The organism is Microcoleus pseudofavosus SVA1_A4 (assembly GCF_036700565.1).
In the GTDB taxonomy this organism is placed as follows: Bacteria; Cyanobacteriota; Cyanobacteriia; order Cyanobacteriales; family Microcoleaceae; genus Microcoleus.
In genome coordinates, this window is sequence record NZ_JAUBPE010000100.1 from 337 (window position 1) to 21,893 (window position 21,557).

Sequence of the window (21,557 nt, forward strand, 5' to 3'; positions counted from 1 at the left end):
TACCCAAGAAATACAGGACACGGCAGTGCCGTTTCCCTACCCAAGAAATACAGGACACGGCAGTGCCGTTTCCCTACCCAAGAAATACAGGACACGGCAGTGCCGTTTCCCTACTATATTCAACCGAAAATGATAAAATTATTCTCAGATAAGTTGAGGGTAACTCGTTGGTAGAAGAACGCGCTTACTGGTTAGCATGGTCGCAGATTAACGGTATCGGGCCGATTTTGTTGCAAAGATTGCACCAAAATTTCAATAGTTTGGCAGAAGCTTGGACGGCCAAACCAGTAGATTTAATGCGAGTTGAAGGGTTTGGCAAGCAGATAATTGAAACAATTTTGCAAGAAAGAGCTAAACTCAATCCCGAAGAATTTCTCGAAAAACATCTTATAAAAAATCCATGTTTCTGGACGCGCGCAGATCCAGATTATCCCCGCTTATTATTGGAAATTCCCAATCCGCCACCGGTGCTGTACTATCGCGGTTTAGTCGATGTAAAAGAGAATCAAGGAATTACGCCGACGGTGGCAATTGTTGGCACTCGCAGCCCTTCGGAATACGGCAGAAGGTGGACTCGCAAAATTAGTACGGCTTTGGCTAAAAGCGGTTTTACTGTTGTTTCGGGATTGGCGGCTGGAATTGATACAGAGGCTCATACAAGCTGTTTGGAGGCGGGAGGCAGGACTTTGGCTGTATTTGGAACTGGGGTCGATATCGTTTATCCTAAGCCAAATGAGAGGTTGTGCGATCGCATTTTGCAGCAGGGATTGGCAATTAGCGAATATCCGGCGGGCACTCAACCAAATAAAACTAATTTTCCCCGCCGAAATCGCATAATTGCTGGCTTGAGCCGCGCTACAATCGTGATAGAAGCTCCGCACAAATCGGGCGCGTTAATTACTGCTTATCAAGCGAATGATTTTTGTCGGGATGTGTATGTTTTGACGGCAAGATTGGATGATGAGCGTTCGTTTGGGTGTTTGGAGTTGCTGAGTAAAGGTGCTCATCCGATTCTGCCGAGTAGCGATCGACTCTTAAGCGAAGACAGGTTGTTGGAAATGCTCGGAGCTATGCCAAAATTGGATAGAGCCGAGCAGTTGTCGCTGTTTCCACTAAATCCGACGGTTGAAAAGCAAGGGCCGCCGTTGGAGCCGGAATTGGCTAAGGTGTTAAGTGCGATCGAATCTGGGCCGAGTTCTTTTGATACAATTGTGCAAGCGTCGGGATTAGAAGCGGGAACAGTTTCTAGTATACTTTTGCAGTTGGAATTGTTGGGATTAGTTTCGCAGTTGCCGGGAATGCGATATCAGCGCTGCTGATGTGAAATGTTAGGATACAACTATTAATAACACGGGAACAGAGGACGCGGCAATGCCGTGTCCCTACCCCAAAAACATCGATTACCGATTAATTGTAGGGAAACGGCACTGCCGTCTCCTAATTTCGGGTAACGGGTAAAATCAACCGAATTGGATGATGAAATTGCCCTCATATCCCAATCTGATACAACCATTAATAACACGGCAACAGAGGACACGGCAGTGCCGTGTCCCTACCCCAAAAACATCGATTACCGATTAATTGTAGGGAAACGGCACTGCCGTCTCCTAATTTCGGGTAACTCAAAGCAATCCGAAATTAGCTGCACCGATACTGCTAGCAGAAACTCCGCCCAGAGAAGCTAAAATCTCCCCTGTTTGTGCAAACCTGATTAAAGTTGCACCGCTATCTTGAGCAATTGTCAATTGCGAGAAAGTCAACCCGTTACCCAATACTAGCAAGTCTTTGCCGATTTCAAAGTCAGTAATCGTATCAGTACCGGAATTGGTAGAGAGTAGGAACTTATCTACTCCCATTCCTCCTATCAAAGTATCAATTCCCAAACCGCCATTCAGCAAATCATCGCCCTTACCTCCGTAAAGCATATCATTGCCATCATCGCCATTCAAAATGTCAGCACCGCGGTTGCCAAACAAGGCATCATCACCGCTACTTCCCAGGATTGTATCGCTACCTTTGCCGCCGAAAACAGAGTCATTCCCCAGACTTCCGTCGAGGGAATCATTGCCCCTCATGCCCATCAAAACATCATTCCCGCTGTTCCCAGTCAGGATATCGTCGCCATTCGTACCGATAATTGCATTCGGGGAATTGCTGCCCAAATCTGCATCGCCACTGACAACAGGAGTTGCAATCCCAGCAGGTAATATTACAGCTTCAATTCTGCTATCTAAAGCAGTACCAGTATTGTCAGCAACTACCTGGGAAATAGGTTTATTTCCTGTGCCAACTTCTTTGAAGTCTTGAGTTGTTGGGCCCAAGGCTACTTGTTGGAGGCGGGCAAGTGATTCAGGAATTGATGTTGCTGTTGGGTTGGAGACAGCGCTATCAATGCGCTGATTGGCTGTTGCCATTACTGTGGCTGCTTGCGATGTAATTTGGCTGACTTGTTGAGTGTTGAAACTGGGGTCTATTTGCTGGATTTTAGTGGCTGCTTGCTGAATGATTGGTTCTAAAGCTGCGGCATTGCTGAGGTTTAAGACTGTACCGGATTGAATTTGATTGGTAATTGAACTGACAACAGCTTTGACAATATCGGTATTGACTGCACTGGAAGCACCGTCAATCAAACCGCTGGTTTGAGTGATGAAGTTTTGGACTTTCACCATTGCGGCTAAGACTTGGACTCCGCCCGGTTGGTTGTTGTTGGTAGCTTCTATTGGATCGAAGCTAGTTAGGTCAACTTCAGCGGGGAGAGAAAGGGCTGCTTTGACTAAAGATTGGGCTTCTTCTAGTGCAATTCCTTTGTCAGTTAAGTCGGCGACTAAGGTGGTTAGGAGGGTGACTACACTAGAATCTGGTGGTGCGGTGAGTGGTGTTTCTAGGGGTAATCCGGTGGCGGTGTCAGTGCCTCCTGTGGCTACTAAATTGCCTTCTGATGGGTCGATTTCTCCGTTTTTGTTGGTGTCGAATGTCTCGAAGGGGATGTTGAGATTAAATTCACCATTGCTGTTAGTGATGGTGGATGGTTCGTTGGCATCGAGTATGCCGTTTTTGTTAGCGTCTAAGAAGAGAGTTGCACCGGAGATATAACCGTCAATTGCGATGCCAGAAATGCCATTGCGGTACAGATGGAAGAAGTCGGTGGCAGTGGCACCAGCATTGTCCGTTGCTGTCACCTTAATTGGCAAATAGAATAGTGAGGGGACATTCCCAGCATTCAAATCCACGCTAAAGGTCAGCGTATTTGGGTCGAACTTAAGCCAATTGGGTGGAATGAAAGTGCCGGTATTGGAGTTGAAGGTCAGCCAATCGAGAGGGTTTGGTATTAAGGGGCCGACATTGGGTTCGGGCTCTGGAATTATTGAGTAGAAGTAAGTGAGCTTGTCACCTGGATCGGGATCGGTAAAGGTGTCGGGAGCAAGAGTCAAATTCAAGTCGCTGCGGAATTTGTTACGACCTTGACTCAATATGGGATTAGTCAACACCGGCGGGCGGTTGGCGACTGTGGTAAAACTTCCTTCTGAAGCAAAGGGCGAACCTGCCCAAGCAGTGTCGATCGCCTGTACGCTCCAGTAATATGTCTTATCTGGAGACAAGTCTTTGAGTTGCCACTCAGTGTTTTGGTTGGCATTGCCTAACCCTACAACTTGCCGAGTTCCGTCATTGAGAGACATCGGGGCGAGAATGTCGCTGCCCCCTGGCGTCGTGCCAACTCGCAGGTTGTAGCTTAAACCATCAGCAGGAGTTTGAGCATCAGTTGCTTTGTTCCATTTGAAGGTAACTTCTCGGCCAGAAGGTAAAGCCGACAGCCCTGTGGGTGCAGCGGGAGGAGTATTCGCGATCGCAGTATTGCTGCGGTACACTTGGTTGTACAGCAAAATATCCAATTTGCCGTCACTGTCGTAGTCTCCCCAAGCTCCAGAACCGTCACCAATCAGTCCAGCACTGATATCTTCGCTAAAGCCGCTGCCAGTGTTGCGGTAAACTTTGCTGTCGAGCAAGATATCCAATTTGCCGTCGTTGTCGTAGTCTCCCCAAGCTGCAAAACTGCCACCGGGCAAGACGGCAGTCGTGTCTTCGTTAAAGCCACTGCCAGTGTTGCGGTAAACTTTGGCTATTTTGCCCGAACCTGTATCGCCCGCAAGCAAGATATCCAAATCGCCATCATTGTCATAGTCTCCCCAAGCTGCAGAACCATCAGAAACACCCGGCAAAGCGAAAGCTTCGTCGCTAAACCCACTGCCAGTATTGCCAAACACCTTGGTTATTTTGCCTGAAAGACTATCGCCCGTTAGCAGGATATCGAGTTTGCCGTCCTTGTTATAGTCTCCCCACGCAGCAGAACCGTCGGTAACGCCCGGAAGTTCGGCGCTAAAGTCTGGCGTAAAAATGCTGCCACTATTCCGGTAAAGTACGCTGACGTTTTGCTGGCTCAACCCAGTGTCTGAGTCGAAGATACTTTGCTGGGTGGCATTCAGCAGATCCAGTTTTCCGTCATTGTTATAGTCTCCCCATACTTGCGAACTATCAGCGGAACTTCTCTGTTGCGACTTGAAGGCATAGTTGCCGTAGATTTTGAGAAAGCTTGGCGTCTGAATTCTGCCATTTCCTACTGTTTGTAAGGCCCAATTTAGCTTACCGTCATTATCGTAATCTCCCCAAGATGCGGCAGAAGCTAACTCCCAACTTGGGACGCCGCTTTCAGCGCTAAAGGTACTGCCTGTGTTCTGGTACAGCCAAGTGCCTGTGAAGTTATCGGCGCTACCGAATCTGGTAAGTGGCTTAAGACCGCCCGAAGCGATAAAATCCAGTTTCCCATCACCGCTGTAGTCTCCCCAACCGCTAATGGCTCCGCCATTGAAATCATTCGAGATTTCCGTATTGATTTTGTTGAAAGTGTAACTGCGTTCGAGATTAGTCACGCTGACATCTTGAGGATCGAAACCTGAGTACCCGGGACTTGAAGAAGAAGTTGTTCCAGCAGGCTCGTTGGTTATAACCCGATCGAGAATAATTTTGTAGGGACGATCGCCATCAGATTGATTATCGTTAACGCCCTTGATTGTGACAATCTGAGCTGTATCCCAATTATCAGGAGTGAACTTCAGCATCGATACAGAAACAGTTCCTTCTGCTGGGTTGTCACTGCTGACTGGGATGACAACATCAGCAATAGGTTGCCGAGTCAACACAACACTGAAATTAGCAGTGCCACCGGCTTCTGTTGTAATCAACCCGTTTGTTGACCCAACGACAATCTGAGGAGAATATTGATTGCCGGAATAAACGAACATATTGGTAAGACTGACATCAGAGGCATCTAAACCGGAGTATTTGCTGTCAGTGCTGATGGCAGGGGCGGTAACGATCGTGTAAGGTCGGTTAGCAGCAGCAGAGAGAGTACCACCCTCTCCTTTTACCGTTACCTCCTGGGGTATATTCCAGTTCTCAGGTGTAAAGGTAACTGCGGGAGTGGAGAGACTACCTTCTGTTGGATTTTGAGGAGAAACGTTCAAACCGATCGTAACAGGAGCCGTCGGCGGGCTATTAAGTGTTACGGTAAATTTGGCTTTTGCACCTGTTTTAGTGGTGATTAATCCGTTGGTGGGGGAGACGGTAATCCCAGCAGATACAGACGTTGGTGTCGGCGTTGTCGTGTCAGTTGGCGGCGTTGTCGTACCAGTTGGCGGCGTTGTCGTACCAGTTGGCGGCGTTGTCGTACCAGTTGGTGGCGTTGTCGTACCAGTTGGCGGCGTTGCCGTACCAGTTGGCGGCGTTGCCGTACCAGTTGGCGGCGTTGCCGTACCAGTTGGCGGCGTTGTCGTACCAGTTGGCGGCGTTGCCGTACCAGTTGGCGGCGTTGCCGTACCAGTTGGCGGCGTTGTCGTACCAGTTGGCGGCGTTGTCGTACCAGTTGGCGGCGTTGCCGTACCAGTTGGCGGCGTTGTCGTGTCAGTTGGCGGCGTTGTCGTGTCAGTTGGCGGCGTTGTCGTACCAGTTGGCGGCGTTGTCGTACCAGTTGGCGGCGTTGTCGTACCAGTTGGCGGCGTTGTCGTACCAGTTGGCGGCGGTGGCGCTAAATCGTTATCAGCGATCGCCACAACCACCCCAGCAACCGCAATCCCGTTATACTTAGCATCACTGCTACTCACACTGTGAGTAATATTACCGCTGTGTGTACCTTCCACAACCGTATCATCAACAGCTTTTACCGTAACGGTTTGAGCCGTCTGCCAATTATCCGCAGTGAAAGTGATAGGCGCGATCGCCTCTATCTGCTCACCTGTTGTGAGAGTGAGAGTTACAGGTGCGATCGGCTGCGATTTCAACACCGCACTATAAGTACCGTTTGCACCGCCTTCTGTAGCAGTTGTTTCCGTAGGAGTAATAGAAATACCAGCCGTATCATTGTCCTGATTGCTAAGGCTAACATCCGCTGCATCTAGCTTATAATCCGGATCGTCGCTAACAGCAAGCCCTGTGACAATTTTGTAGTCAATATTGCCGTCCACAATGCTATCGTTAACCCCAGTTACTGTCACCGGTTGCGGTGTATCCCAGTTAGCAGGAGTGAAAGTCAAACTCGGAGTCGAAACTGTTCCTTCCGCAACATTGGAACTGTTCAAACCGATAGTCACATTAGCAGTTGGTTTAGTATTCAGAACCACAGTAAAGTTAGCCTTAGTGCCATCTTCACCAGTAGTTAATCCCGCCGTCGGATTGACCGTAATTCCCGGAGTTTCATTGTCACTGTTGGTGACGGTGACATCTTCAGGATCGAGGTTGTTGTAATTAACATCGGTACTCACAGCAGCAGCCGTGACAATTTTGTAAGGTTGAGGGCCATCAACTACAGTTACCAAATCGTCAACACCACTCACTGTTATTGTTTGCGGTTGATTGTAGTTAGCAGGAGTGAAAGTTAAGCTATTAGTTGAAACTGTTCCTTCTTCAACATTGTCACTCCTCAAACCGATGGTAACATCAGCAGTAGGTTGAGCGTTGAGTTTGACTGTAAATTCTGCCTTGCCACCAGCTTCACTTGTAGTTAATCCCGATATTGGGTTAACAGTAAAGCCAGCCGTGTCATCATTAGTAATAGTTGTGGTAGCGGTAGCAGAGGTAATTGTCGGTGTTACGCCTGGGCTGGTGGGATTGGAAAGGGTGACGGCTATGGTTTCGTCGGGTTCAACTAGGGTGTCGCCTAATACATCCAGAGTAATGGTTTTGGATGTTTCATCGGCGGCAAAATTAATTGTGCCCGTAACAGCAGTTGCCCCTGAAGTGCCGCCGATGTTGTTGTAATCGCTGACGTTTGTAGCTGTTCCGGCGATCGCATAATTGACGCTACTTGCCCCGCCAGTATCGCCGCTGCGAGTCGCAGTGAAAGTCAGAGGTTTTGTGCCGCTATTGCCTTCAGGAATGCTGGCAGTACCAGCGGCAATGGCATAAGAAACAGTACCGTTAGCAGCAATAGTTAGTGTTGTTTGTTTGGCTGTACCGGCAACACCACCGGTGATTGTGCCCAAGTTGAGGATTGCGGTTTCGGCGTTCTCAGGGAGATTGTCAGGTTTGATAGTAACTGCAACATTCTGAGTGAGAGTAGTAGTGCCGGCGGGGAATATAACAGTTGTAGGGGAAATGGTGTAGTCTGAATTTTGGGTGGCACTGCTGCTGGGGTCGATCGCAATTGGCACAGTTACATCGCTCAAAGGAGTGCCGCCGCTGAGGGTGACGGGAATATTAACTGCGGTGTCTGTTGTTCCTTCTGTACCGCTGTATGTTGCTGAACCGAAATTAACTGTAGTGGGTACATTTAGCACCACCGAAACGTTGTTAGTCCAATAGTTTGACGTGGCTAGGTCAAGAGTCCCATCCGCATTCAAGTCTGCCGCAGTGACAGTCCAGGGGTTTGACCCCAAGCTATAGTTGGTGGCAGGGCTAAAAGTACCAGTGCCTGTCCCCAACAGAACCGAGAGGTTATTAGCCACAGGGGTCGAGCTGCTAACACTGTTCGCTGTAGCTAAGTCAATTTTGCCGTCTGCGTTAAAGTCACCTACAGTCACGGAACGAGGCCCTGTCCCCACAGGAAAGTTAGTGGTAGCCCCAAAGCCGCCTGTGCCATTCCCTAACAGTACGGATACATTATTAGAGTCTTCGTTGGCTGTGGCTATGTCAGGGTTGGCATCCCCATTAAAATCTTGCACAGCAACAGAATAGGGGTTTGTCCCCACACTAAAACCAGTGGCAGTGCCAAAGCTGCCTGTGCCTGTGCCCAATAGAATCGAGACATTGTTTGAGGTAAAGTTCGCCGTAGCTAGGTCAAGTTTCCCGTCTTTGTTAAAGTCGCCTACAGCTACAGATTGGGGTTTTGTCCCGACGATAAAGTTCGTGGGAGCACTAAAGCTGCCTGTACCTGTCCCTAATAGAATAGAGACATCGTTTGAGTCAATATTGGCTGTGGCTAGGTCAATATTGCCATCTCCATTGAAGTCGCCGGACGTAACTGACCAAGGACTCGACCCGACGTTAAAGTTGGTAGCTGTATCAAAACTCCCTGTCCCTGTTCCTAACAAAATTGAGACGTTATTACTCCCCGAGTTGGCAACGGCTAGGTCAAGCTTGGTGTCTCCATTAAAGTCTGCCACCGTGACAGCAAAGGCATATTGTCCCACAGGAAAATTAGTGGGAGCACTAAAGCTGCCTGTACCTGTCCCTAATAGGATAGAAACGTTAGCGACACGATTCGGCACGGCTAAGTCAGGCTTGGTGTCGCCGTTGAAGTCTCCTACGCCGACGAATTGCGGTTGCCCCCCCGCGCCAAAATTAGTCTCCGCACCAAAATTCAAAACATACTCGTAACCCGCTAACACTTCGGGTGCAAATACGAGCGGCGTTTCTATTTTCCCGGTTCTCACTTCCAGTTCCCAGTCCCCACCCTTTGCTACACTTCCGGTGAGGTTTTGGGAAGCAGCAACGTTTGTATTTGTGAGTTGGGCAATTCGTTGGATGAAGGTGAAACCATCTATATCTAAATCTACATCTAAATCTCTCGCTTGTTCCCCGATACCGCCGGGGGTTGAAACCCCCGTCTCATAGCGAAAGTCCTCTGAAGAGGACTGTTTATTGAGGTTGTTACCAGTCGGTTTCAACCGACTTGAGCTTTGAGCCAGGGAATTCATTCCCTGGCGGACTTTCGGGTAAGCGCGAGGTGATGATGCGACATTACAACCGTAAATCAGAATGTCCGCACCCAGATTTAAAGCACTCCGCCACTGCTGCAATTTCTCGGAATAAGTTTCCACATTATCTGCACTCAAGCAGCCATTACCGAGTTGCAAGCTACCCGGAGCACCGTGAGAAACAATGTGAATGCTGTCAATATTGGTACGAAGAGCTAAAATTTGAGTAATTTGCTCGATCGCATCCCGATTCCCATCCAAAACCACTACTTCCGTACCCGGTGTTACCCCGGCAATCAAACTTTGATAATCTTCAACTTGAGAATCGATAAATGCGATCGCACTTCCTGAAACTTGAGTATTTAAATTTGGCATAATACACCTATTGATAGCTAAAAAAAGACAATAATTTTCCGGTTTCGCGACTTGCATCGGAAACTCTTTCTGAATGTTGTAGTAACCATAACTGTTTTTTAAGAGAATATCTATAAACTTTTCTTTATAAACACCTTTTTATTTAAAGTTTTGATAAAGATGGGGAATTTTATTAAGTAATATTACGGATGAGCCAGCGCGAGGTGGATGATCTAACACAAAAACAATTCAATAGCAAGTGTCATTATACTGAAATATTAAGATCGGGATTTTTGATACATAGGTGCGAGGGGCGGGTGGATGTATAATGTTAGCGATTGCCAAGATTTATGGTAAAAGTCGCCCCTACCAGTTATTCGTTACCATCTTTACGGGCGATCGCACTTATTTAAAACTCCCATCTATCCCTGCTAAAATTGCCTCAGCTTGCCCGCACAAAGCAGCGTGACAGCAACCGTTACTCGCCAACAATCCCCCCCACTGACTCACATCTCCCCGGTTATATTGCAAAGCAGAACCGTCAAAACGAGTAAATTGACCGCCCGCTTCCGTCAAAATCAATTCCGGCGCGGCTAAATCCCAATCCTTCGGCGCAGACTTTCCCGAAAGCGCAATATAAACATCAGCCTTTTGTTCCACAATTGTCGCAATTTTACAGCCGATGCTGCCGACAGCTAGTTGATTTTGACAAGGCAGTTTTTGTAACAATTGATTAAAGCGATCGCCCCGGTGACTGCGGCTGGTTACTATAGATAAATCTGCCAGTATATTTCGCCCTGAAACCTGCAATTTGACCGCAGAACCCTCCCGACTTTCCATAAAAGCGCCCGCATTTTGCACTGCGTAATAAATCTTTTGCTGTTCGGGCCAAGCCACAACTGCCAATACCGGTCTTCCCTCGAATGCTAAAGCAATGTGAACTGCAAATTCCCCTGTCCTGTCAATAAAATCTCGCGTTCCATCCAAAGGGTCAATAATCCAAACCCAACTTTGAGGCAAGGGAACTTGACCGTTGGTTTTCAAATAAGATTTGTAAGTTTCTTCGCTGAGATAGCCAAATTCTGCATTCCCCAAAGCCGACTGCAATTCGTCGAGAATGTAAGAATTGACAGCGACATCAGCCGCAGTGACGGGGCCATCTTTTTTCTCTTGGATGTCGAGGTTAGGACTGTGGGAATCCTGGCGATAATAGGATTGTAGGATATCTGATGCACTCCAGGCGATCGATCGGGCAATTTCGCTGATTTCTTCAAGAGTTTTCATGTTTTATTGATAAATTTAAGTAGGGTGCGTCAGTTCGTATGTACTTCATAATAATCGAAAAAATCCCAACTGACGCACCGTACCAGAGACTACCAATTAATATGAGGATATTTCCATTCGTAATAATTGGGAAACACAAAATTAGTAAACGAAACCGAAATACTCACCTCCAAGGATTTTACGTGGTGCCACCAACCGACAGGAATAAAGATAACTTCTCCCGGTTCCAAAATCACCTCGATGATTTTTGCATCTCTGTAAAGCGGATACTTTTCGTAGTCGGGATTTTCGCCGTCAACCTTGCTGAAAACTCCGACGTGATTGTAAAGCAGAGGTGTTTGCTGCGGAGAAATCAATTTAATGAGTTTGCGTCCCGATACCTGTGCTAAAACTAAGTTAACTGGGTCGTGGTGCAGCGGTGTAATTGTACCTTTCGGCCCAAACCAAAAGAAAACTCTGCCTTTTGTATCGGTGGGATTGAGGTATTCTGGAAAAATTTCAATATCGTTGAATAGAGGTTTAAATTCCTCTCTTTCCAGAGTCTGGTTGTTAGCAACCATGTAACAATCGTTGCTAGGCCCGCCATTCACAACCATATCTACATATTCGCGGAACAAAACAGTTTTTTTGTGGTTGTGAATTTTAATTTCGTAATCGGGGTCTGAGTTGCGGTTGGCTTGAATTTCCACCGCTGCATCGCCGTATTTGTGCTGCAAATACTCCGGCGTCCACAACTGCAATGCTTTCCAGTTGTGCATGATGTTGGTAATAATTACTGGAGTATTTTTGGCGTAGTAATTTTCGAGAAAATACTCTCGTGACAGGCTGCTTTTCCGTTCGATTGTGCCAAACTTGGAAGAGAGTGCAGCTAATTGATTGTTGATGCTGAGTTGCGATTCTAATTTCTGCAATAACTGCACGTACTGGCTACCTGCTTGGAAGTAGGGATGAGAGGATATTTCCGTAACTTCTGCTGTTGCTGTTTCCGCGTCAATGCCGGTACTTACCAGGATTTGAATGATTTCGGCGTCGGGTTTATTTAATAATTTGTTAGCCGCCACCCACTGTTTCATATTGTCGGGGATTTCTTGTTTGCTTTGAGTAAGTAGATTGGGCAAGTTTTGTGTCAGCCATTCGAGGTTAACTTGCTGTTGTTCTGTTAGGGTAATCCGCAAAGGGGGAAGAGTGATGGTTAGGGGTTGGGTGTCAGGCATGATTCGGGTATGTTGTTTTGGGACTGTTTGGTTTGCGGTTATCTTACTAATATAGCAATTTTAACGAACCGCGAAGGCGCTAAGGGCGCGAAGGAAGAGAGGGAAAGGGAAGGTGTTCGGAATTTTTGTCAAGGTTGTTTTTCGGATTTTAACTTAGGGAGTGGTGTCTGTTCAAGTTTTCTAGCTTGGATATGTTTTTCCCGGATACTTTCGTTGATTTTTAGGGAAAGTTAACCGTTATTCATCCAGTCGCGGGTTCCGAAAATTTTGCAGGAATCGGCAGCAATTTTAGCGGCTGCTGCCAGACTATCTGTAAAGTTATTTTGCAAAATGTAGTGACAGAAAGCCCCGTGAAAAATATCGCCAGCGCCTAAAGTGTCTGTGGCTTGAAGTTGAGGGACTTCTATACTGCCGTAAGTGCCGTTTCTGAGGTAAAAAATTGATTTTTCGCCGCGAGTGATGGCTATGTTGGGAATTCCCGCTGCTGACAGATAAGCAAAGACTTGTTCGGAATTGTCGCAGTCGGGCGGATGAAAGTTATCGGAACATACCGCCCATTCAATGAAAGGCAATATTTCTTCTAATCCGGGTTTCCAACTGCCACCGTCGAGGACAATGGGAATGTTTTTTGACTTGGCAAGTTGAGCAATTTCTTGGCTGGCTGCGATTTGATGTCCGTCCAGCAGTACAATACTAACTGATGTTAAAAGATCGGGGTGAATTGCTTGACTGTCAACTTGCGATTTCGTAGCATTGATGGAAATTACAGATCGATCGCCCGTTGCTTCAGTTACAATAATCGAGGAAACTGGCGGCGAGTGCGATCGCCCCGGTGCTAAATCGATTATCCTGACATTATACTCCGCTAAGTCGGCACGAATTAATTGGGCGATCGCGTGAGTGCCCAAAACCCCCGCCCATATCGCCGCATTCCCCAAATAGCTAAAAGTCACCGCAGCATTAGCCGCCGGCCCACCCGCAGCAATGGTACAATCAGAAGCAACAACTTTCTGATTTTCACCCGGAGGCAGAACCGCCAAATAAACTAAATCTAAAGTCGCCAATCCCAAAAACAATCCAGTTTTCATATCTTCTTAAATTGTGGCACTGGCGTCTCGCCCGTGTTCCATCTCCGGTTAAAAAATCCAAATCTTAAAATGCAAGCAAATCCCAATACAGGAACACTTTACATCGTAGGAACCCCGATCGGCAACCTCGAAGACATGACATTTCGCGCCATCCGAATCTTGCAAACAGCAGACTTCATCGCCGCCGAAGATACGCGCCATACCGGCAAACTTTTGCACCACTTTCAAATTAAAACCCCCCAAATCAGCTATCACGAACACAACCAACACCAACGACTCCCGGAATTAATCGACAAACTGCTTTTAGGAAAAAGTATCGCCCTCGTCACAGACGCCGGAATGCCCGGAATTTCCGACCCCGGATACGAGTTAGTAAAAGCTTGCGCCGAGGCTAATATTAACATTATTCCGATTCCCGGCCCGACCGCCTGCATTGTTGGCATAACTGCATCAGGATTGCCCACAGAGAGATTTGTATTTGAAGGTTTCTTACCCACCAAAGGTCAAGAACGCCAACAGAGTTTAGAAGCTTTGCAAATAGAATCCCGCACTATAATCTTATACGAATCTCCCCACCGATTGCGGCAAACTTTACAAGATTTAGCAAATACATTGGGAAGCGACAGACAGATTGTGCTGGCGAGGGAGTTAACTAAAATGCACGAAGAGTTTTGGCGCGGTAGTATGGAAAGTGCGATCGAACTTTACACCACTCGCGAACCCCAAGGAGAATTTACCCTCGTAATTGCCGGCATCCAAACAGCCGCCCCAATATTTTCCGAAGACGCCATCAAAGCAGAATTGCAAACATTAATTGCAGAAGGCATAACTCGTTCCCAAGCCAGCCGCCAGCTAGCGCAACAAACATCCCTCCCCCGCCGCCAAATCTACCAACTCGCCCTCACAATAGGCGACAATGAATCACTAGAACAACCCGTGGACGACTTGTGAATATCTCTCTTCTCTTCTCCTCTGCGGTCTCTGCGGCCTCTGCGGTTAAATAAAAAAACTAGATAATCACACTAAAAATTATATGGTACGCGGAAACTACGATCGACAAAAGCCATATTTACGCAACCCCCACATCAACAAACCAATCGCCGAAATTTATGCAGACTTAGACGCCTTTAGCTGGGAGATATTTGAAGACCAACCCCACCGCTTCGATACCGTCAGTTTCTACGTCTTGCTTCCCCCGCTGTTTTACGAAGGAAAATTCATCAAAGGAATTTACTTCAGCGAAGCAGTCGAACTCATCAACAAACTATTTCCCCAACTTTCCTCAGTATTTTTATCCTTCACCTATTCCCCCGGAACGTCCTATTCCTGGGCCCCCATAGCTGACGCCTACTCCAGTTTATACAAAAACCCGCAGCGAGATAAGTGGTTTCGCGAAACTTATGTCGATCGCGCCCACAAACCAATCATACCACTGCAAGACACCGACTTCATCAACGAATACTTAATTTCCCCCAGGAATGTGCCTGAAAAAGACATCGACTTGCTAGCCGTCGCCCGAATTTCCGAAGAAAAAAATTTGCCAATCATAGCCAAAGCCTTAAAAGTTTACCGCCAAAAATATCCGCAAAAACCGATAAAATTAACAGTCGTCACCGGCCATGACTTTGATGCTAGCAACCTGAAAACCCTCGACGAGTACGCCTTAAAAGAATGGCAACAAATAGAAACAATTTTAGGCAATCCCTTAGACTACATTAATTTAGTGCCTAGAGTTGACTACTACAGCGAAATCCCCACATATTATTCGCGAGCACAAGCATTCGTCCTAGGTTCCCTCCTCGAAGGAAAAAACCGAGGCATCACCGAAGCCATGAGTTGCAACGTTCCGGTAATTTGCTTCCAAGAGTTCAACCAATACGCCAGAGGAAACTCGCCAGTTTTCCCCGAAGGTGCCGGTCTTTACGCTAAATTCGACCCAGAATCTCTCGCCGATACTATATATACAGTATTGGAAAATCAAACCGAATTCAAACCGCGACTTCAGTATTTAAAACATTGCGGCCGCAAGAACTTTTTCAATACTTGTATAGACAGTTTTCCTTACTACCAGCACAATATCCCCGACTACAAACCCGGAGATGCGATTAACAATTTATGGCTGGATTTGGCGGTACAGCAAAATTATCAAGTTAGCTTGAACAACTTTTTGTACGGAGGTTCTCCCTTGTCTCATATTCGCGGGATAAATACAATTCAGCAAAATCTCGGCGAGTTAACAAAATTTATAGCTGAGTAAGATACCCACAGTAGGGACACGGCAATGCCGTGTCCCTACGGGGATATGCCGCACCAAAGCCGATCGCAATTTGCCTAAAACCGCATAAATTAGTAATTTACGATACAGTAAAAACCGCAATTTTGGTATTATAAAAGATAGTGAGTTTCACAATTAGGGCAGACCGGAAACAATAGTTATTTAACTGTTATCAATTCTGGAAATAAGATGTCATTCAGCAGGAGAAACACATAATGCACGACTTGAAAGTTGTCATCATCGGTGCGGGAATTGGCGGCTTAACTGCGGGAATTGCCCTCGAACAAGCGGGCTATCAAGTTGAAATTTACGATCGCGTAAAAGAACTGCGTCCCGCCGGAGCAGGCATCTCCCTGTGGTCGAACGGCGTCAAAGTTCTCAACCGACTCGGCTTAGGCGAAAAGATGGCAAAAATTGGCGGGCAAATGGAGCGCATGGAATACCGCACCAAAACCGGCGAACTCCTGAATGACATCGATTTAATGCCGCTAATTCAACAAGTCGGTCAGCGCCCCTATCCCGTTGCCCGCCGAGATTTGCAAAATATGTTGCTAGCAGCATTTAAGGGAGAAGTCAAGCTCGATCGCAAGTGTATTTCTGTAGAAGAAGACGAAAGCGGAGTAACATCAATCTTTGAAAATGGAGACAAAGCACGGGGCGATTTGTTAGTGGCGGCTGACGGCGTGCGATCGATTTTGCGTACATATATATTGGGCCGCGAAGTAGAGCCGAAATACGGCGGCTATATCAACTGGAACGGGTTAGTTCCGGCAGATGAAGAACTCGCGCCGAAAAACACTTGGGCGATATATGTCGGCGAACACAAACGGGCGTCAATGATGCCCGTAGCGGGCGATAGATTTTACTTTTTCTTAGATGTTCCCTTACCCAAAGGCACTCCCGCCAATCCCGACAATTACAAAGCGGAACTTAAAGAACACTTTCAAGGCTGGGCCGAGCCCGTGCAATTGCTGATAGACAGGTTCGATCCCGCAGCAGTGGCGCGGCCGGAAATTCACGACGTAGGGCCGATCGACCGCTTCGTTCGCGGTAAAGTTGCTTTGCTGGGAGATTCCGCCCACGCCACCTGCCCGGATCTCGGACAAGGCGGCTGTCAGGCGATGGAAGATGCGCTGGTACTCAGTAACTACCTTTTGAGTACGAATTTGGGCGTAGAATACGCGCTAAAACGTTACGAAACCGAGCGCAAACAGCGTGCCAATGCAGTTGTAGAAAAAGCCCGACAGCGCGCAGAACAAATACACGGCAAAGATCCGGTTGTCACAGAAAAATGGTACGCACAATTGGCTGATGAAAAGCCTACTGATGTCACCGATGCGATCGCCAAAGTCATCGCAGCCGGCCCGTTACACTAATAGAAACAGATACTTGCCAGGACACAGCACTGCTGTGTCCCTACGGATACCTGGTTCATTTAAATTGCAGCGCGCAAAATAGATCGAACACTAACATTTAACCTTGCAAAAATGTCAGGCAAACTTACTACTCACGTTCTCGATACAGCCCGCGGCTGTGCGGCAGCAAATATGTCGATCGCCCTGCATTCAATTGACCCAAACTCCGGCGAAAAAACCCTGCTGAAAACAGTAACAAGTAATGCTGACGGTCGCACCGCAGTTCCGTTACTATCTGAAAGCGAACTCAAACCGGGAGTTTACGAATTAGTTTTTTCCGTTGGCGAATACTTCGCGCAGTCCGCCGAAAATTTGCCAGAACCGCCGTTTTTAAACAGCGTTCCGATTCAGTTCGGCATCGCCGATTCCACCGCACACTATCACGTACCTTTGCTAGTTTCCCCTTGGTCGTACAGCACTTATAGAGGTAGCTGAATAAAAGTTAGTTGTCAGTTGTTAGTTGTCAGTTGTCAGTTGTCAGTTATCAGAAGGGTTTAGTTATCCTTGATTGTGGCGAGGCATTATGTTAGTTACGAAGCAAGCTGTTTTTAAACGATTCTGGTATCCAGTCATTCCTACCGTCGAATTGTCCGGGGAACCAAAAGCTAGCGATATAATTGCTTTCAATCGCGCTGTTACTTTAGAAGACAAACAGATTTTAGAAACAACTGATTGGGACGTGCCCCTCGACATCGCGCAAGAACAGCAAATGATGACAGATAAACCGGGAATTATCATCCGCCGGAAAATTGCTGCACTCCTCAAAGCCCACGGCGAAGTCGAACAAACTCAATTCAGTAGTCAGTAGTCAGTTGTTAGATAGTATTTTCATAAACAATGCAATATTCTTTAGTTGAACTCAACCAAATCAGCCAGGAAGAATTTACACAAGCCCTGGGCGAGATTTTTGAACACACACCCGCCATCGCCCGCCGCACTTGGGACGATCGCCCTTTTGCCTCCACAGCCGATTTGCACGCCAAAATGGTAACAGTTGTCAGCGCCATGACTCAATCCGAAAAATTAGCTTTGATTCAAGCGCATCCTGACTTAGGAAGCAAAGCGAAAATGGCGGAAGCATCAGTTAGCGAACAAGCCGGTGCGGGTTTGGATCGGCTATCTGTTGAGGAGTTCGATCGCTTTCAATTCCTCAATCGATCGTACCGCGAAAAGTTTGGTTTCCCCTTCATTGCTGCGGTGAAAAAACACACTAAAACCAGCATTCTCGAAGCATTTAAAAGCCGCCTCGATAATTCCCCTGAAACTGAAATGCAGCAGGCTTTAGCTGAAATTTGCGAGATTGCCCGCTTTCGGATCGAGTCAGCAATCCGATGATGCAGTCAAATTATTGTGGGGTGGGCGTCTCGCCCGCCCAAATTTAGTCTCAGACACGACTCTAAAGAAACCGGGTTTTTTTACGAAAATTCTTCGTTGCAGCCCGCAGGTTCGGTAAAAAACCCGGTTTCTGGGGCCCAATGACAATTTAAATGCAGGAAATATCACCCGATCGGGGGATACTTCCCGCCCAAAAAGTTCTATAATGGTATCATAAGACACAGAAAAAGATTCGGACATACCAAATCAAGCTGGTATGGTGACAGGTTTCCATGTGTCTCCCAGAAACCACTCTCTTGGAGGCAAAGTTATGACATTCTTCAATCGCCAACTCACAAAAAAATCCCCCGCCCCAGTACCTGTAGAAGAAATTAAACAGGCTCAGCATGAAGAACCTTTAGGCTACCAGCACGGCATTTTCCGGCACTGGATGTGGCTTAGCCCATCCAATCACCGCGCCCAGTAAATCAGGTATTTCTCCGCCGCCGCAAACAAGCGGAGGGTGCGGGCAAGTTGTACGGGGGAATTTTGAACAGGAATACCAGAATTTCCCACAGCACGAACAGCAAGATTGTGGCAGCAATTGGCATGACAATGCTTGCTGTTTTTGAGCGCGCAAATTTTTCTAAATTATCCATTGCTTTCTCGTTTTTTTTATTGCGGTGAATGTGGCGGCGCAGTTCTGCTACGATGCGGTTGAAGTCATCCGACATCATCATATCTAGAGTGCAGGGACGTTGCAGGTTGACTTTTACTTTATAGACGATCGAACTCGGACGCGGGCCCATTACATAAACTGTATCCGATAAGAAAACTGCCTTCCGCAAATCGTGAGCGATTGGGATGCAAACGCACTTCACCCGCATCCACAAATCTTGCAGCATCACCCATTAATCTTTTTTATTTATTATTGATAATTTGGGAGTCTTATGCATCATAAAATACAAAATATTGTTGATAAAGCAATCGAACACAACATCATCAAGTGCGGTCGAAATAGCACCTTCTCTGTTTCATTGTGGTTTGACGCAAACCAAAAAAATGTGTCTCTGTATACAGCAAGTCAAGTAATAAAAGTATACGGTATACGGCAAGCCAAAGCGCTGCTTAACTTTGACGCAACAATCTGCATAGATTAGCGATCGTGTTTGGCGCGCTAAATAGAATAGGTTTTTCCTTTGGTTGCTTGTCCAAATAGCAAGCTTTTCTCCATGAAAAATACGTGGTTAGTACGATCGCTATCCCTAGTGCCGATTGCCAGTCCAGTCATCCTGAGTAGCTGCCAATCTCAGCAGAGGAGCGGGCTTTACCTCCTGCTGCCGATCGCAAACCCTTGACTTAAAAGTCGATCGTTTCCAAGTTTGTACTGAGGACTGAAGTCCTCTCTTTTAATTAAGCAGGATTTACGCACTCCGACTCCTCGAAACCGGGTTTGAGAAACCGGGTTTTTCCAAAAAACCCGGTTTCTGTCGGCTGACTAGAAGTATTTTCGTCCATCTTTCCCCGGTTTATGAGCCCATGAGCGTAAGTCCTATTAAGGAATAAAGTCCTTACTGCAAACAGTTTGAGTGTATTTGCTATTTACGGTGTGAGGATAATGTCTAAATTTTGGTTTTTCCAAATCCTGCTTACAGCAACGCCAGCCTTTTTTTGTATTAATCTACTGCATTCTCCTGCCAGCTTTGCTGCGGAAATTTCCGTTTCAGAAACCGAGGAAGCAACAGCCCCAACAGCAGAGTTGCCACAGGCAGAATTAGTTGCATCGCCAGTGGCGATCGCACAAAATCAAACACAGATAAACCCTGCGGTAACGCCAGAAATAGCCGCCAATATCGAACTAAACGATCGAGAACAACAGGAGAATAATTCACTCACTCCAGACAGCGAACAAGTCACATCAGTTTCTCAGCTAAACGATGTTACAGATTCCAACATAGTAACTGAAGAATCCGGCGAAGCACAAATTGCGATCGCATCAATTCCCACCCAGACAAATCCAGCGGTAACACCAGAAAATCCCGCCGCGATCGCACCCAAAAATCAACCAGAAACAGACCAGGAAAAAGTCCCAGCATTTTCTCAAGAAAACGAGATAAAACCTACAGAAACAGCAGCCCAAGAATCCGGCGAATCGAACGTATTGGCGGAGTCAATCCAAACAGAGCAAAATCCGGCAAGTATTGACGATATCCAACAGATAGATAGCCTGGAAATAAACGACGCTTCCGAAATAGAGCAAGTCACCTCAGTTTCCCAACTCAGCGATGTCAAACCCACAGATTGGGCATTTCAAGCACTGCAATCATTAGTTGAACGCTACGGCTGCATCGCAGGATATCCCGACGGCACCTATCGCGGAAATCGAGCCATGACTCGCTACGAATTCGCCGCCGGCTTGAATGCTTGTCTCGATAAAGTGGCGGAGTTGGTAACAGCCGGAACATCCAACTTAGTCAAAAAAGAAGATTTACAAAAACTCCAGAAACTGCAAGAAGAATTTGCGGCCGAACTAGCAACGCTGCGCGGTAGAGTAGATGTATTAGAAGCTCGCACGGCGGAGCTAGAATCTAATCAATTCTCGACCACAACGAAACTCAATGCTACGGTTTGGTTCAACCTCACATCAGCATTTCCCACAGGCGAAATCACTGCCGAACGCAGCCGCACTGCCCCGAACAGCGCCTTTGCTCCCCCAACTCGGGATGCAAACAATCGACCGACTCGCGTCGATCGGGATACACCTGAAACTACTTTTAGCTACTACGCTTTCTTGACGCTAAATACCTCGTTTACAGGCAAAGATTTGCTGGTAACTCAGTTAGTTTTTGGCAACGGCAACTCGCCTGCAAACGAACTGGTATCGGCGGGTTTTTACAACTCTTGGGGAACGCCTTTTTTAGATCAAACAGGAGTGCCGACCGCTAATAATGTGGGAATTCGCGAGATGTCCTACACGTTTCCGGTAGGAGATAAAGTTCAAGTTTCGATCGGGCCGCGGTTGAATTATTATCGATACTTTGACGGCAACCGCTTCACTTTCTTTCTGAGAGGAGCAACGAGTTTTAACTCGAACGGAAGTACACTGTTGAATGCAGTCGATCGCGGATCGGGTGCTGCTGTTACTTGGCAAATTTCCAAACCTGTCAGGTTTACTGCTGCCTATATGGCTGAAAATACCGAATTTTTGAATCCTGCTGTATTTAATACCGCTAGCAATCCCAGCGATGGTTTGTTCAACAGTTCAAACACGATTACAGCGCAATTAGAATACTCTCCCAGCAACTCTTTCAATCTCAGGCTGATTTACGCGCGATCGAGCCTCAAACCTTATAAGTAGCTAGACAAAATTAATTACATAGTTTTCTCCAAATTCTTTCAGAATTTTTTCAATAGATGCAACGAAAGTT

General features: G+C 46.9%; 14 protein-coding genes. 9 read left to right on the forward strand and 5 right to left on the reverse strand.

The window, feature by feature from the left end; genetic code table 11:
* The first annotated feature begins 167 nt into the window (after positions 1 to 167).
* Positions 168 to 1,319 carry a DNA-processing protein DprA gene (gene dprA / locus QUA02_RS29670; RefSeq protein ID WP_333033130.1) on the forward strand — a complete coding sequence of 384 codons (1,152 nt, stop codon included), beginning with the start codon at positions 168 to 170 and terminating at the stop codon, positions 1,317 to 1,319.
* A 303-nt stretch (positions 1,320 to 1,622) separates the two neighbouring features.
* Here the strand turns inward: dprA and QUA02_RS29675 are convergent, their stop codons facing one another.
* From QUA02_RS29675 to QUA02_RS29690, 4 genes are all read right to left on the reverse strand, one after another.
* A complete protein-coding gene (locus QUA02_RS29675; protein ID WP_333033132.1) occupies positions 1,623 to 9,560 on the reverse strand; it encodes an FG-GAP-like repeat-containing protein in 7,938 nt (2,645 codons plus the stop codon).
* A 384-nt stretch (positions 9,561 to 9,944) separates the two neighbouring features.
* Complete coding sequence (locus tag QUA02_RS29680; protein ID WP_333033134.1) at positions 9,945 to 10,823, reverse strand: 3'(2'),5'-bisphosphate nucleotidase CysQ family protein; 879 nt, start codon at positions 10,821 to 10,823, stop codon at positions 9,945 to 9,947.
* 89 nt (positions 10,824 to 10,912) lie between these two features.
* On the reverse strand, positions 10,913 to 12,037 hold the full coding sequence (locus tag QUA02_RS29685) for a cupin-like domain-containing protein (protein WP_333033135.1): 1,125 nt from the start codon (positions 12,035 to 12,037) through the stop codon (positions 10,913 to 10,915).
* A 230-nt stretch (positions 12,038 to 12,267) separates the two neighbouring features.
* A complete protein-coding gene (locus QUA02_RS29690; RefSeq protein ID WP_333033137.1) occupies positions 12,268 to 13,125 on the reverse strand; it encodes a PfkB family carbohydrate kinase in 858 nt (285 codons plus the stop codon).
* Between the two features lie 69 nt (positions 13,126 to 13,194).
* On the opposite strand from QUA02_RS29690, the gene rsmI reads away from it, so the two are divergent.
* The 7 genes from rsmI to QUA02_RS29725 all read left to right on the forward strand — a co-directional run bounded on the left by rsmI (position 13,195) and on the right by QUA02_RS29725 (position 18,616).
* Positions 13,195 to 14,076: a 16S rRNA (cytidine(1402)-2'-O)-methyltransferase gene (gene rsmI, locus QUA02_RS29695; RefSeq protein WP_333033138.1), complete on the forward strand. Its 882-nt coding sequence runs from the start codon at positions 13,195 to 13,197 to the stop codon at positions 14,074 to 14,076.
* A gap of 82 nt (positions 14,077 to 14,158) precedes the next feature.
* On the forward strand, positions 14,159 to 15,382 hold the full coding sequence (locus QUA02_RS29700) for a glycosyltransferase (protein ID WP_333033139.1): 1,224 nt from the start codon (positions 14,159 to 14,161) through the stop codon (positions 15,380 to 15,382).
* 233 nt (positions 15,383 to 15,615) lie between these two features.
* Positions 15,616 to 16,776, forward strand: a complete 1,161-nt coding sequence (hpxO, locus tag QUA02_RS29705; protein WP_333033141.1) for an FAD-dependent urate hydroxylase HpxO — start codon at positions 15,616 to 15,618, stop codon at positions 16,774 to 16,776.
* A gap of 111 nt (positions 16,777 to 16,887) precedes the next feature.
* Positions 16,888 to 17,250, forward strand: a complete 363-nt coding sequence (gene uraH / locus QUA02_RS29710; protein WP_333033142.1) for a hydroxyisourate hydrolase — start codon at positions 16,888 to 16,890, stop codon at positions 17,248 to 17,250.
* Positions 17,251 to 17,338: 88 nt separating this feature from the next.
* Positions 17,339 to 17,623 carry a hypothetical protein gene (locus tag QUA02_RS29715; protein ID WP_333033143.1) on the forward strand — a complete coding sequence of 95 codons (285 nt, stop codon included), beginning with the start codon at positions 17,339 to 17,341 and terminating at the stop codon, positions 17,621 to 17,623.
* A 29-nt stretch (positions 17,624 to 17,652) separates the two neighbouring features.
* On the forward strand, positions 17,653 to 18,150 hold the full coding sequence (uraD, locus tag QUA02_RS29720) for a 2-oxo-4-hydroxy-4-carboxy-5-ureidoimidazoline decarboxylase (protein ID WP_333033144.1): 498 nt from the start codon (positions 17,653 to 17,655) through the stop codon (positions 18,148 to 18,150).
* A 310-nt stretch (positions 18,151 to 18,460) separates the two neighbouring features.
* The gene (locus QUA02_RS29725; protein WP_333033145.1) at positions 18,461 to 18,616 is read left to right on the forward strand and encodes a hypothetical protein; all 156 of its coding nucleotides are present in this window, start codon (positions 18,461 to 18,463) and stop codon (positions 18,614 to 18,616) included.
* Between the two features lies 1 nt (position 18,617).
* Here the strand turns inward: QUA02_RS29725 and QUA02_RS29730 are convergent, their stop codons facing one another.
* Positions 18,618 to 19,034, reverse strand: a complete 417-nt coding sequence (locus tag QUA02_RS29730; RefSeq protein WP_333033146.1) for a P-loop NTPase family protein — start codon at positions 19,032 to 19,034, stop codon at positions 18,618 to 18,620.
* A 713-nt stretch (positions 19,035 to 19,747) separates the two neighbouring features.
* Between QUA02_RS29730 and QUA02_RS29735 the strand changes: the two genes are divergently transcribed.
* Positions 19,748 to 21,487 (forward strand): iron uptake porin, encoded by a 1,740-nt coding sequence (locus tag QUA02_RS29735; RefSeq protein ID WP_333033147.1) that lies wholly within the window; start codon positions 19,748 to 19,750, stop codon positions 21,485 to 21,487.
* Positions 21,488 to 21,557 lie beyond the last annotated feature (70 nt).

Excerpts from the sequence above, each read along its gene's own strand:
- rsmI (WP_333033138.1), top strand. The coding sequence starts at position 13,195 with ATGCAAGCAAATCCCAATACAGGAACACTTTACATCGTAGGAACCCCG.
- QUA02_RS29735 (WP_333033147.1), top strand. The coding sequence starts at position 19,748 with ATGTCTAAATTTTGGTTTTTCCAAATCCTGCTTACAGCAACGCCAGCC.
- uraD (WP_333033144.1), top strand. The coding sequence starts at position 17,653 with ATGCAATATTCTTTAGTTGAACTCAACCAAATCAGCCAGGAAGAATTT.
- uraH (WP_333033142.1), top strand. The coding sequence starts at position 16,888 with ATGTCAGGCAAACTTACTACTCACGTTCTCGATACAGCCCGCGGCTGT.
- QUA02_RS29725 (WP_333033145.1), top strand. The coding sequence starts at position 18,461 with ATGACATTCTTCAATCGCCAACTCACAAAAAAATCCCCCGCCCCAGTA.
- QUA02_RS29715 (WP_333033143.1), top strand. The coding sequence starts at position 17,339 with ATGTTAGTTACGAAGCAAGCTGTTTTTAAACGATTCTGGTATCCAGTC.
- QUA02_RS29690 (WP_333033137.1), bottom strand. The coding sequence starts at position 13,125 with ATGAAAACTGGATTGTTTTTGGGATTGGCGACTTTAGATTTAGTTTAT.
- QUA02_RS29675 (WP_333033132.1), bottom strand. The coding sequence starts at position 9,560 with ATGCCAAATTTAAATACTCAAGTTTCAGGAAGTGCGATCGCATTTATC.
- QUA02_RS29730 (WP_333033146.1), bottom strand. The coding sequence starts at position 19,034 with ATGCTGCAAGATTTGTGGATGCGGGTGAAGTGCGTTTGCATCCCAATC.
- QUA02_RS29685 (WP_333033135.1), bottom strand. The coding sequence starts at position 12,037 with ATGCCTGACACCCAACCCCTAACCATCACTCTTCCCCCTTTGCGGATT.
- hpxO (WP_333033141.1), top strand. The coding sequence starts at position 15,616 with ATGCACGACTTGAAAGTTGTCATCATCGGTGCGGGAATTGGCGGCTTA.
- QUA02_RS29700 (WP_333033139.1), top strand. The coding sequence starts at position 14,159 with ATGGTACGCGGAAACTACGATCGACAAAAGCCATATTTACGCAACCCC.
- QUA02_RS29680 (WP_333033134.1), bottom strand. The coding sequence starts at position 10,823 with ATGAAAACTCTTGAAGAAATCAGCGAAATTGCCCGATCGATCGCCTGG.